General features: G+C 40.0%; 10 protein-coding genes, 1 tRNA gene and 1 pseudogene. 4 read left to right on the top strand and 8 right to left on the bottom strand.

The features are described from left to right. Positions 1 to 51: 51 nt before the first annotated feature. Together QSE00_RS15005 and QSE00_RS15000 are read left to right on the top strand one after the other, a co-directional pair. Complete coding sequence (locus tag QSE00_RS15005) at positions 52 to 501, top strand: GatB/YqeY domain-containing protein (RefSeq protein ID WP_110355639.1); 450 nt, start codon at positions 52 to 54, stop codon at positions 499 to 501. A 76-nt stretch (positions 502 to 577) separates the two neighbouring features. Continuing rightward, positions 578 to 651 (top strand) — tRNA-Arg (locus QSE00_RS15000). A 366-nt stretch (positions 652 to 1,017) separates the two neighbouring features. Here QSE00_RS15000 and QSE00_RS14995 read toward each other — a convergent pair. Both QSE00_RS14995 and QSE00_RS14990 read right to left on the bottom strand, forming a co-directional pair. After that, positions 1,018 to 3,174: a cation:proton antiporter gene (locus tag QSE00_RS14995; RefSeq protein WP_286106568.1), complete on the bottom strand. Its 2,157-nt coding sequence runs from the start codon at positions 3,172 to 3,174 to the stop codon at positions 1,018 to 1,020. Positions 3,175 to 3,431: 257 nt separating this feature from the next. After that, positions 3,432 to 3,950 carry a GNAT family N-acetyltransferase gene (locus QSE00_RS14990; RefSeq protein WP_110355641.1) on the bottom strand — a complete coding sequence of 173 codons (519 nt, stop codon included), beginning with the start codon at positions 3,948 to 3,950 and terminating at the stop codon, positions 3,432 to 3,434. Positions 3,951 to 4,196: 246 nt separating this feature from the next. Here QSE00_RS14990 and QSE00_RS14985 point away from each other — a divergent pair, with 246 nt between their 5' ends. Continuing rightward, a complete protein-coding gene (locus tag QSE00_RS14985) occupies positions 4,197 to 4,709 on the top strand; it encodes a YfcE family phosphodiesterase (RefSeq protein WP_286106567.1) in 513 nt (170 codons plus the stop codon). Positions 4,710 to 4,900: 191 nt separating this feature from the next. On the opposite strand, the gene QSE00_RS14980 is transcribed toward QSE00_RS14985, so the two are convergent. The 5 genes from QSE00_RS14980 to kduI all read right to left on the bottom strand — a co-directional run bounded on the left by QSE00_RS14980 (position 4,901) and on the right by kduI (position 10,655). After that, the gene (locus QSE00_RS14980) at positions 4,901 to 6,844 is read right to left on the bottom strand and encodes a sensor histidine kinase (protein WP_286106566.1); all 1,944 of its coding nucleotides are present in this window, start codon (positions 6,842 to 6,844) and stop codon (positions 4,901 to 4,903) included. Between the two features lie 206 nt (positions 6,845 to 7,050). After that, on the bottom strand, positions 7,051 to 7,467 hold the full coding sequence (locus QSE00_RS14975; RefSeq protein ID WP_110355644.1) for a response regulator: 417 nt from the start codon (positions 7,465 to 7,467) through the stop codon (positions 7,051 to 7,053). Between the two features lie 344 nt (positions 7,468 to 7,811). Further along, positions 7,812 to 8,990, bottom strand: a complete 1,179-nt coding sequence (locus QSE00_RS14970) for a DUF4861 family protein (protein ID WP_286106565.1) — start codon at positions 8,988 to 8,990, stop codon at positions 7,812 to 7,814. A gap of 9 nt (positions 8,991 to 8,999) precedes the next feature. Next, positions 9,000 to 9,794, bottom strand: coding sequence for a gluconate 5-dehydrogenase (locus QSE00_RS14965; RefSeq protein ID WP_286106564.1), 795 nt, complete (start codon positions 9,792 to 9,794; stop codon positions 9,000 to 9,002). Positions 9,795 to 9,812: 18 nt separating this feature from the next. Then, positions 9,813 to 10,655: a 5-dehydro-4-deoxy-D-glucuronate isomerase gene (kduI, locus tag QSE00_RS14960; RefSeq protein ID WP_286106563.1), complete on the bottom strand. Its 843-nt coding sequence runs from the start codon at positions 10,653 to 10,655 to the stop codon at positions 9,813 to 9,815. A 154-nt stretch (positions 10,656 to 10,809) separates the two neighbouring features. Between kduI and QSE00_RS14955 the strand changes: the two genes are divergently transcribed. Further along, positions 10,810 to 11,847, top strand: a complete 1,038-nt coding sequence (locus QSE00_RS14955; protein ID WP_286106562.1) for a LacI family DNA-binding transcriptional regulator — start codon at positions 10,810 to 10,812, stop codon at positions 11,845 to 11,847. Positions 11,848 to 12,046: 199 nt separating this feature from the next. Here QSE00_RS14955 and QSE00_RS14950 read toward each other — a convergent pair. Then, positions 12,047 to 12,169 (bottom strand): annotated as a pseudogene (locus QSE00_RS14950) (IS4 family transposase); the annotation flags it as partial.

Genomic DNA, 12,169 nt, shown 5'->3' with positions numbered 1-12,169 from the left:
TAGCTTTTATTTTCGGGTTTATTTTTATCTTCGCAGGGCTAAAAAAAAGATATGGGTTTACAGCAGAGGGTAATGGAAGATATGAAGGCGGCAATGAGGGCCAAGGACAGTGTGGCATTGGAGTCTTTACGAGCTATAAAATCAGCCTTATTGTTGGCACAGACAGAAACTGGACCAGGTACGGAACTGTCTGAAGAAGAAGAAGTAAAGCTGGTCCAGAAATTGGTAAAGCAGCGCAAGGATAGTGCGGCCATCTATAAAGAGCAGGGACGCGAAGATCTGGCGGAGCCGGAATTGGCACAGGCCCTGATCATCGAAAAATTTCTTCCAGAGCAATTGACCGAGGAAGAGATAGAAAAGGTAGTGGTGCAGACCATTGATGCCATAGGGGCATCAGGGATGAAGGATATGGGCAAGGTAATGGGGATCGTATCCCAGGAATTGGCCGGACAGGCAGATGGGAAGACTATATCTACTATTGTAAAAAAGAATTTAATGTAAATGTAGGCAGTGGAAGCGAACAGTGTTTCTAAATGTAGGACTGTTTACTGTTACTTCCCACCGAGAACTAACCAATGGCCACGTAGCTCAGCTGAATAGAGCACTGGATTTCGGCTCCAGCGGTCGGGGGTTTGAATCCCTCCGTGGTCACGGATAAACCACAAAAAAGTGGTTGTGCAAGCGAGCTTCAAAAATGAAGCTCGCTTCTTTTTTGAAGTATAGCGAAGTGCAACTTTTTGTGGTTTTCAAAGCGGAGCTTTGAGGGATGGGCGCAGCCACTCCCTGGTGTGGTTTAGGTTGATTGTGTGGATATGAAGTATAGCGAAGTGCAATTTTTTGTGGTTTTCAAAGCGGAGCTTTGAGGGATGGGCGCAGCCACTCCCTGATGTGGTTTAGGTTGATTGGGTCGATTCGAAGTATAGCGAAGTGCAACTTTTTGTGGTTTTCAAAGCGGAACTTTCTAGGACCTCCAGAATACTAAGGCTAATTGCTAGGTTATAGGACACATACTGTAAATTATTCCTTGTTATCCTTTTTAAAAATACTGCCAATGCCCTTGCCGATCTTCTGTATGGTTTCAATTCCTTTGTTGAGGGGATCTGGGTTGATCTGATCATAACGCTTATTCGTAATATTATATACGAACTGTTGTGGGTATATGATAAGCCGACTATTATTCGGGAAATATTTTTCCACTTTGGACGGGAGATTTTCCAATATAGCCATATAAGAGGCAGCTCCCTCACGGGCAGAAACCAAAACAAACAAATCATTTTCAAGTACGTTGCCGGAGAGGTCCTGAAAATTATCCCAATCGTTAAAGTGACTGGCCGTTATTGCAGCCGATATTTTAGCATCCTTGACCATTTTTTGTATGGATTTTAAAGTTGGTTCATTGCAGTACAGCTGAAGGGGGATACTCAATTCCTGAGCCAATTTTGCCATCTTGCCAAACCAAAGACCAAAACCTTTCTCGTGTTCGGTTAAGGGAGGGGCCGCAATTACCATTCTTTGGTGAGTTGCCAAGGGTTTTTCAAAATGACAAATAATAGTCGTTTTATCGGTGTTGCTTATTATGCTGTCCACCTTTTCCCCAATAAGTTTGTCTATAAATCCAGTCCGTTCTGGCCACCCCAAAACAATAATATCCGCCATTATTTCTTTTGAAATACGGGAAATTCCGCTAGCTGCATTGTGATCTATGGTAGCAATGATACTTACTTTTGTTTCAGTGGCGGATGCCTGTTCCACATATTCCTCCAGTTTTTTTCTAGCCTTTAGAATATTGTTTTCGGCTTCATTATTATTGGAAACTACTGAGAGGACCGATAAGGGATTGGCCGATTTTTTTCCTTTGATAAAAATGGAAAATTCGAGCAGTTTATCCATATTTCCAATATTGGCAATTGGCAGTAAAATATGCTCGCTATCCAAACCCTTTACCTTCAGGGGTCCTGTAGAATCGTCTTCTGTCCCGACCACGAGTTTCTTGGCGGCTTTTTCCGTGACAAAAGAGGCAACAACACAGGTAATTAAAATAAGTATTATGGTTCCGTTCAGAATGTTTTCATCTAAAATTTTGGCTTTATATCCCACTAAAATAACCGCTAGGGTAGCTGCGGCATGGGAACTGCTCAATCCAAAAATAAGTTGTCGTTGGGTTTTGGAGTACTTAAAGGCTAGTTGAGTGACCAAAGCCGCGAACCATTTGCCAAAAAGGGCAACCACCGAAAGTGTTCCCGCTACAATAAGTGCTGTGTCCCCCTTTAGTATAACACTAATGTCAACCAACATTCCTACACTTATCAGGAAAAAGGGTATAAATAGGGAATTGCCTATAAATTGTATTCTGTTCATCAGGGCCGAAGAATGGGGTATATGTTTATTTAGGGCCAATCCTGCTACAAAGGCACCAATGATGGGTTCTACTCCTGCTATTTCGGCCAGGAATGCGGCAAAAAATACAATGGAAAGGACAAAGATATAATGGGAGTGTTTTTCACTTTCCAATTTGCGAAAAAACCAATTCGCTATCCTTGGAATTATAAGGAACATAATAGCAGAAAAGATAGTTAATGAAATTCCCAATTGAATCCAAAAGGCCATGTTCAGACTCCCCTGACTGTTACCCATAATTACAGCTAGAATAATAAGTACGGCCGTGTCCGTTAAGATGGTGCCGCCCACGGTAACGGCTACGGCCTGGTTTTTTGAAACTCCCAATTTGCTCACTATTGGATATGCCACCAGGGTGTGGGTAGCAAACATGCTGGAAGTAAGAAAACTGGCATTAAAGTCATATTCCAAAAAGAAATAGCAAACAGGGAAACCAATGGCCAATGGAAAAATAAAAGTAAAGAATCCGAATACGAGACTTTTGTTTTTGTTGGATTTAAACTGGTTCATGTCCAATTCCAGACCAGCTATGAACATGATATACAATAGTCCAATAGTTGAAAAAAGGTCAATGGCCGAATTTTTTTCCAGAATATTGAGTCCAAATGGCCCTATTGCCACCCCGGAAATAATTAGACCAATAATGCCGGGGATATTTAATTTTTTCAGCAGAATGGGCGATAACAGAATAATAAACAGAATCAAAGAAAATATGAGCACCGGATTTTCCAAGGGCAATTCAAATTCATGTCTGAAGTGTTCAAAAAAATCTTTCATCGCGTTGATGTACCCTTTTTAGGTAAGCTCTAAATTCAACTATTTTTGGTAAATAATATCTGTTTAGGGCAAGAATTCTTTCAAGAATCGATTCCTTGACATGGCCAATACCCAATCTCATAATCTATCTGTATCCATAGGGACTGGAGCTCATAATGAAATCCAACATAAGGAAAGGCTTCCAAAAAAGGTCTCTACCTATTTAGTTGAATGCCATCATTGGCCCAGAATACGGTGTTCTTTGGAATGGTAAAAATTCATTTTTCAATTTTATATAAGAGCAATTCTTCCTTACCATTAGGAAGCGTTGTTGTTCCCGCCAATGCCAAACCAAGTTTTTCCAGCAATCTTTGGGAGGCCACATTGTGTTTGGAGGTTATGGCACTAAGGGAATGGAGCCCGAATTCATCAAAGGCTATATTTTTTAATTTGTCGGCGGCTTCAAAGGCAAAACCTTGACCTTCATATTGGGGTAAAAAGGCAAAACCGATATCGATGCCTTCCAATCCTTCCCTGTCATATAATCCACAACATCCAATTTTTACCTTGTCCGTTTTTCTTATGAGGGTATAATTGGAATATCCAAGTCTTTCAAGTTGAGGCTTCATCTTGCTTAGGATGTACTCTTTTGCCATTTCGGGCGAGTTGATATTTCTGTCACCTATGTTTTTAAGCCATTTGGGGGTGTTGAACAGTTCATAGATAAAAGCTGCGTCCTCTGCGGAGGTGGGTTTTAGGGTTAACCTTTCGGTCACAAAAGTCTTATAGGGTCCCATATTAAAATTAACTACATTTGTTTGTCCTTGATAGATACTTGTCCAAGTGTCTGAAACTAAGGCTCGCGCCCGAGAGTGAATTTAATGGTTTTTCAGGTAAGTGGTGTGGCATAGGCAAAATAATAAAAATAGACATGCTTATAATTTTTCCTAAAATGTCTAAAAAATGAGCTTAGTTTAGTTAATGGATGGATTAAAAGTAGAGCTGCTTTTTTAGAACACTAATGATACTAATAGATACTGCAAATGAAGATTACCGTAATTTCCGATATTCACGACCATATCTGGAACCTACAAAAGGCCTTGTCCATGCCGGAACTACAGGCTACGGAAGCGATGTTGTTCTGTGGTGACCTTTGTTCGCCCTTTGTCATACATTTATTGGGGCGTGCGTATTCCAATCCCATCCATTTGGTATTGGGCAATAACGATGGGGATGTTGAGGCTATCATAGGGAATTCTAAGAAATATCCGAATATTCATATTCACGGAGAATATTTTAGAGGCGACTTGGGTGGTAAATCCTTGGCCATGAACCACTACCCTGAAAAAGCCAGGGCAATGGCGGAGAATGGAGGGTATAACATAGTGTGCTATGGACATAATCATACCGTAGTCAACGGTGAAATGGTTGGCGACACCCTGCTGATCAATCCAGGGGCCATCATGGGGTATCATGGAGGTAAGCTAATGGATATCCCTGCAACCTATTTGGTATTGGATACCGACCTGCTGAAAGCGCAAGTTTGTCAAATTTGAACTTCCAAGCATATATGATTTAGGCTGACCCCAGCGATGAAATCCCACTGGTTCGTTCTTGATTAATATGTATCCATGTCTTCAAGTCCATGATAGTTATTTCCTGTGTTTTTAATGGTTCTTATGATTTAGGGTGAAATACTTATATGGGGGCAAAAGCGAAGGTGGGATGAAAAAAGCAGAATAGTTCCTTAATTTAAATTTCTCGGAATCGTAAAGTAAAATATACTTCCTTCATTTTGATTGGTATCTACCCAAATAACGCCTCCATGCAAATGAACTATCTTTTCACAATGGGCAAGGCCAATTCCGCTTCCTTCATAAGCATTTCGTTTATTGAGTCGTTGGAAAATTGCAAAAACATTTCGATGGTCTTTTTCAGGAATTCCTATACCATTGTCTGTTACGGAGAATTTCCAATAGTCATTATCTTCTTGTACACCTATGTGAATTTTAGGTGAACTTCCTTTTTTTTGGAATTTTATAGCATTGCTTATCAAGTTTTGAAACAGAAGTCGGACCTCTGTCTTGTAAGCCTTTATAATGGGTAACTTATCAGTGGTAATTTGGGCATTTTCCCTATCTATAATAGTAGTAAGATCAGTGGTAATTTCGCGAATGGTTTCATTACTATCAAAAGTCATCAGCTCTTTTCCTTTTCCAATTCTGGAATAGTCCAAAAGCCCCTTTATAAGTTGGCTCATTCTATCGGTTGCCTCGGTCATGAAATTTAACGACAATTGGGCATCTTCATCCAATTTATCGGAGTATTGTTCCTGTAAAATGTAGATCATGCTTTTCACGGTTCTCAGTGGTTCTTGTAGATCATGGGAGGCAATATATGTAAATTGTTCAATTTCCTTATTCTTTAATTTAAGGTTCTCATATTGCAAAGACAATTGGGTATGTTTGGTTATGTCCTGCCTAATGGTTAAAAATTGGTAAATTTCCCCAAGTTCATTTTTAAAAGGAATGATTACCGTATGTACCCAATAGAATTTACCATTCTTGGTTTTGTTTTTAATACCTCCTATCCAAATTTCCCCCTTTTTTATTTCCGACCATAAATCCGTGAAAAATTGCTTTGAATGGTGACCGGAATTAATGATTCTATGCGATTTTCCAATTAGTTCTTCCCGGTCATAATTGGAAACCTTGCAAAATTTATCATTAACCGAAATAATAACGCCATTCGCATCTGTGATATCTACAAGGGAACTATTATCCAAAGCTTCTTTATATAGTTTCGTTTCTTGTATTGAAGTACGAAAGGCTTTTTCAAACAAATTCTTGTCATATTGTGACTTGTTCAATTGGATGGCTATTACAAAAGGGTATACCCCGGCCGCAAAAACAGCAATGAGGGTATATATAATAAAACCTGTATTTACATCAATTATATTATTGTTGATTAGGTATAAATATAAAAGACCCATACCCATAATTGCAGCAAAATTATAGGGAACCACCGTTCTTATTACCTTACTGCCCGCATATTTTCCCAATATCAATTTGTTCAAACCTACAGGGGCATTCTTGTGGAATAAATAACCAGTATACAAGAATATAATTAAAGAGGTGTGAATTGGTATGGGTATCAGAAAACTGGCAGCATTTCTTGGAATATTTAATATGAAGTTAATTATGATAACAAAATTTAATAGTATAACTGCGAAATAAATGAAATTGGCAAATCTTCTTAGCCCTTCGGATTTCGAATCCATTCCCCAAGTTGAAATTCCCAATAAAAAGAAACAAACTGCAGTAGCAAGGGACATTGTACCCAGCAATTTTATAGCATTGGTGTCATTCACAAACGAGATGTTATCGCCAAAGTAATTGCCAAAAAAATGTTGACCAATTGTTAGTAGGGCAAAAAGTAGAACACAAGTAATAGTGGCCCTGTTTATAATTAAAAAAGGAGTTGATTTTCTTTGTGAGGCCAATACCCCTGCACTTAATAGAAAGAAGGAAAGTGCAGTAATAAATGCCATGGGAGGAACCCCTGGTACAATATTTAGAATTGCTTGAATATTAAACAGCCATAAACCAATTACGGTTATACTTATTGCCAATACCAATAAACTAGTATTTTTAATGTTTCTGGACTTAATGGCCTTTAATGTTATGGTCATATAATTTTTTAAAAATAACTTTTTAACTTCCCATATTTTTAGTGAAGATTAAAATGAAGTTGTGATTTTCCAAGCTGTTAGGTAAGCGGAAAAATATCGAAAGCTGTATGTATGATCCTATAACTGTTGTATGTTACTATAATTATCAAATTGTAACAACTTATAAATCAATGCGGACTCTTGTATTGTAAAGGGCAACACTATTTTTATATCGAGGGCACAAAAAATTCTTCAACTATTTCTTCAATCATTTCTACAGTTAGAGGCTTGTTCCTGTAACCATTAATTGTAGTGTAGTTTTCGGCTTTCTTTATGTCATCAGGGTTTAAAGAAGTGGTTAGCATTATCAAAACAACGTCACCTTGTGTGTTCTCATTCAATTTTTCATATTCCTCTAAAAATTGCCAACCATCCATAATGGGCATGTTAATGTCTAAAAATATGATATTGGGTTTTGGCGCAGTTTCATTTTCCTTGGAATGGAGATATTCCAATGCTTCCTGACCATTTTCGGTAATAACTATGTTCTTGGCGCATTCTGTTTTTTTAAGAATGAATTTGTGCACGAAATTTGTTGCATTATCGTCATCAATTAAGAGTATGGAATCGAGTTTTGTTTTCATATTTTTCGAGGTTAGTATTTCTGCTATATTATAGCGGGCTTTATTTTCCTTTTTTAGATGAGCTTTATCCTTCGCATTTCATTTAACGGACCAATGGAAATATATAAAACCTTGTCTAGTTAGTTCTTAACTCTATTATTCTAAAAAAAGTATAATGAACAGATTAAAATATAAGAAAATTCTGAATTTTTATCAAATCACAATCTCCAATGACTTAGAATTCGGAATATTTTTGTTTTTAGAAGTGGGAAAGCTGGGATTTTATCAAAAAAAAACCATACCCCCAAGACATTGTTATGTGCATGTAGGTATGGCTCAATATAGTGTATTTTAAATGCGAATCCCTATGGAGTTACGGTAACTTCCAAGGGGTGTTGGAGCTGTTCGGAAAAGGCGTCCAAATACTGCTCCCAATCCGCTTTGCTGTTAAATTGCCCGCTTTTCTTCCAACCGAAACCGGCGTAGTAGGTTACTTCCTTGTCTTTTACTTTCAAATGGGCATAGGCATTGCTCAGGTCAATTGTGGAAACATCATACTTTTCAAAATCGAGGAAGGTATCCGTGGGGGCAAGGATGGCGGTACCCAATTCCGAAATCCCATGTGGCTGCCAGTAGCTAACCCATCCCTTTTCCATACTCCCGCTTACTTCCCCGTCCTTTTCATGTAGGGTGAGTCCGGCATAAATATCGTCTACACCCTCTAGGCTGATTTTGAATTTGGATAAATTTTGCCCTAGGTCCAAGCTTATAACTTTGGATTCCTTAATAGTTTTTCCATTGGCATCCCAAGCCTCGTATGCCAAATAAAAGCTGGTTCTAAATGGTCCGGTGGTAATGGTACGCCATTGCGTATAGTTTTTGGAAAAGTAGTAGGTACTGTCTACCTTGACGGCAATTCCTCCAACCCCACGACTTGCGCCTACGTGAAAATCATCCAGACCTTCGCCCGTATCCTTATGGTAACTGCCGGTTCCACTTAGTTCCTTTTTATACCATTTGTCAATTATGGGGTAGTCTACACGCTTCAACCAGGCATCTACACCACTGGATAAAGTGCCGCCCGGTATATTTGATTCTATCATTTTCTGCGCGGTGGGGCCGTACACCCTAAAGGCAACCTTATTGTTCTCCCAGGTGTAATCATCCGTACGTTCCGGAACAAACCGGGAGTAACACAGCTCCTCCGCCGTTGGGTTTTCCCCTGGTGCTACTGTGACCACTACAAACTTGCTTTCCCCTTTCGCCTTCATTCTGGGTTGAAATAGGATCATATCCATAGTCCCATCCCCATCATTATCCACCATTTGGATAATTTCGAGGGTATTGGTTTTCAGATTCTTAATGCCCACCGTAGTTAGGTTGTCCACTTTTAACATAGCCTTGGTGAGTTCAACGGTCTCCGTAGCCCTTTCCCGGTCAAGAACATTTTTTACCGTGATGGTAGTGGACATTTCTTTTTCGGAGCAGCCAACGGGCAGCACCGCCATAACGGAAAAAAGAACTGTTTTATAAATTGCTTTCATGATTGTTTTTTAACTTTCATTGGCAGGTTTCCCAATGGTGGCCAAGATACCTCCGTCTACATAGACTATTTGTCCATTTACAAAATCACTGGCCTTGGAACTTAGGAATATGGCAGCACCTTGTAGGTCATCGGGATCTCCCCATTTACCGGCTGGTGTTCTGCCCACTATAAAATCATTGAACGGATGCCCATCAATTCTAATAGGGGCGGTCTGTGCCGTGGCAAAATAGCCCGGTCCTATTCCATTGACCTGAATATTGTGCTTGGCCCATTCCGTGGCCATATTACGGGTGAGCATTTTTAAACCGCCTTTGGCCGCGGCATAGGCACCTACCGTATTTCGGCCCAATTCGCTCATCATGGAACAAATGTTGATGATCTTGCCTTCCTTTCTGGCAATCATACCCTTTACCACGTGTTTGGAGACGATGAACGGACTCACCAAATCTACTTTTACCACTTCTTCAAAATCGGAAACCTCCATTTCCTCCAAAGGAATTCTTTTGATGATTCCGGCATTGTTAACCAGGATATCTATATTTCCTACCTCTTTTTCAATTTTTGAAATATTTTCCTTGACCTTGGTCTCATTGGTAACATCAAAGAGGTAGCCATGGGCATTTAGCCCCAAGTCCCTGTATTCGGCAACGGCCTTGTCCAATTTGGCCTGGGAGGAGGCGCCGTTAATGACCAAGGTGGCACCTGCTTTTCCCAGCCCTATGGCCATGGCTTTTCCAAGGCCATGCGTAGCTCCCGTAATCAGAGCGGTCTTAGCTGTTAAATCAAATAGATTCAATGACATAGTTAAGTTTTCTTAGGGTTATTTTAAGTCCTTTATCTTGCAGTGGTCCATATCTCCATAATCCAGGTTTTCACCGGCCATTCCCCAGATAAAAGTATAATTGCTGGTTCCTGAGCCAGCGTGTATGGACCATGGCGGGGAAATTACCGCTTCGTTATTGGCCATCCAGAGATGTCTAGTTTCTTGTGGTTGTCCCATAAAATGGCAAACGGCCTGCTCTTCGGGGACCTCAAAATAGAAATAAACCTCCATTCTCCGGTCATGTACATGTGCCGGCATGGTGTTCCAAACACTTCCAGGTTTTAATTCCGTCATTCCCATTTGCACCTGGCAGGTCTCTACCAAGCTGTTTACGATCAGTTTCCTGATAGTTCTGGCATTGGAGGTTTCCATAGATCCCATTTCCACGATCTCCGCATCGGCACGACTTATTTTTTTGATAGGGAATACCCTGTGGGCAGGGGTTGAATTAAGATAGAATTTGGCAGGCTTATCCGCACTGTTACTGCTGAAGCTCACCTCTTCATTTTCTTTTCCTATATATAAGGCCTCCTTATAATCCAGATCATATTTCTGGCCATTGACGGTGACAGAACCAGCCCCGCCTACATTGATGATACCAATCTCCCTTCGTTCCAAAAAATAATCCGATTTTAATGGATCTATGGTGGGTAATTTTAATGAGGTCTTAAGGGGTACGGCCCCTCCAATTATAAATCTGTCAAAATGGGTGTAGACTAAATTGATGGTGTCTGCTTCCATTAAATTTTGGATTAAGAACTCCTTTCTAAGTCCTTCGGTGGTCAACTCTTTGGTCTCCTTTGGAGAGCAGGCATATCTAACCTCGTAATTGTTGTTCATGTTTCTAAATATCTAATTAAAAGTTTTAAATCGCAGCGAATAAAGCAGTATTTCTATGGCCAGTTCGTAAAGGTATTAAAAATTAATCAAAATACAATCGATTGTATTAATGAATGTGTATATTTGCTTAAAAACGTCAAGATACTCATTATTTATGGAAAATAAAACAACCATACACGATATTGCCAAGGCCTTGAAGATTGATGCCTCTACAGTTTCACGGGCTTTGAACAACAGTCCAAGGGTGAGCCAGAAGACCAAAGAAAAGATTTTGGCCAAGGCTAATGAATTAGGTTATCAACGGAATGTACTGGCTTCAAATCTTCGTAAAAGCGTAACCAATACCATTGGGGTGATCGTTCCTAGAATATCCCGGCACTTCTTTTCATCCGTTATTTCGGGTATAGAGGAAGCCGCTTATGACGCGGGCTATAATGTAATTATCTGTCAGTCTTTGGAGCAATTGAAACGGGAACGTAAGATTGTGGAAACCTTATTGGCAAACCGGGTAGCCGGGGTATTGTTGTCCGTCTCCATGGAAACGGTTGAATACGACCATTTATTGAACATGAAAAACAATGGCACCCCATTTCTGTTTTTTGATAGGCATTGTGAGATTGAAGGTATAAGTAGCGTGCTAATCGATGACTTTCAAGGCGGTTTTGATGCCACGGAGCATTTAATTCTGAACGGATGTAAAAATATTGGGCATTTTTCCGGGCCCCAGGAATTGGCTATTTATAGAAATAGGACTGAAGGGTATAGAAAGGCCTTGGAAAAACATAAAATTCCCTTTAGACCCGAATTGGTACTGCGTTCCAGCCTAATGGAAAATGACGGGGCAGAGGGTGCCAAAACTTTACTTTCCTTACCAACTAGAATAGATGGTTTGTTCTCTGCCAATGATGTTGCAGCCATTGGTGCAATGAAATATTTCAAGAAGAAAGGAGTAAAAGTTCCGGAAAAAGTGGCGATTGTAGGGTTCAGTAACGAGCCTGTTTCTGGGATAATAGATCCCTCCCTGACCACTATTGATCAGCCGGGTTTTCAAATTGGGCAAATAGCTACAAAATTATTATTGGAAGAAATAAACAATACACCCAGTGCTACTGCTCCTGTGGGCAAAACAACCATTCAGAAGTCGTCCTTGATTGAACGTGATTCCTCTAGAAGAAGCATTCAATATCTATGATTAGTACTGATGCGTTAAAATTTAATCGCTAAATAAATTCATCTGTTCATTGACATTTTGATTTGATTTCGGTTCGGTGAGCAACTCCTGCAAAGGAGTCTTGTCTATGGCGGAGATACCTAATATTTGGATTATCTCATAAATAGACAGCTCGCTTTTTAAGGAATGTTTTACGTGTGCCACTACCAAATAAGTGCAGATCGCTTACCAGTATAAAGGACGGGATGTTCCCTCTCAGGTCCAAAAGCGCATGGACCTTAACGGCTCCCCTAGAATATTTTCCGGGCGCCCATCGGAACAGCGCAAGGCTAAGGGAAATCGT

It is taken from the genome of Arenibacter flavimaris (genome assembly GCF_030291335.1).
Lineage (GTDB): Bacteria > Bacteroidota > Bacteroidia > Flavobacteriales > Flavobacteriaceae > Arenibacter.
The sequence above is the reverse complement of the archived record's forward strand: the minus strand, read 5'-3'. Positions and strand labels throughout refer to the sequence as shown.

Coding starts and splice junctions, on each gene's coding strand:
- QSE00_RS15005 (WP_110355639.1), top strand. CDS start 52: ATGGGTTTACAGCAGAGGGTAATGGAAGATATGAAGGCGGCAATGAGG.
- QSE00_RS14995 (WP_286106568.1), bottom strand. CDS start 3,174: ATGAAAGATTTTTTTGAACACTTCAGACATGAATTTGAATTGCCCTTG.
- QSE00_RS14990 (WP_110355641.1), bottom strand. CDS start 3,950: ATGGGACCCTATAAGACTTTTGTGACCGAAAGGTTAACCCTAAAACCC.
- QSE00_RS14985 (WP_286106567.1), top strand. CDS start 4,197: ATGAAGATTACCGTAATTTCCGATATTCACGACCATATCTGGAACCTA.
- QSE00_RS14980 (WP_286106566.1), bottom strand. CDS start 6,844: ATGACCATAACATTAAAGGCCATTAAGTCCAGAAACATTAAAAATACT.
- QSE00_RS14975 (WP_110355644.1), bottom strand. CDS start 7,467: ATGAAAACAAAACTCGATTCCATACTCTTAATTGATGACGATAATGCA.
- QSE00_RS14970 (WP_286106565.1), bottom strand. CDS start 8,990: ATGAAAGCAATTTATAAAACAGTTCTTTTTTCCGTTATGGCGGTGCTG.
- QSE00_RS14965 (WP_286106564.1), bottom strand. CDS start 9,794: ATGTCATTGAATCTATTTGATTTAACAGCTAAGACCGCTCTGATTACG.
- kduI (WP_286106563.1), bottom strand. CDS start 10,655: ATGAACAACAATTACGAGGTTAGATATGCCTGCTCTCCAAAGGAGACC.
- QSE00_RS14955 (WP_286106562.1), top strand. CDS start 10,810: ATGGAAAATAAAACAACCATACACGATATTGCCAAGGCCTTGAAGATT.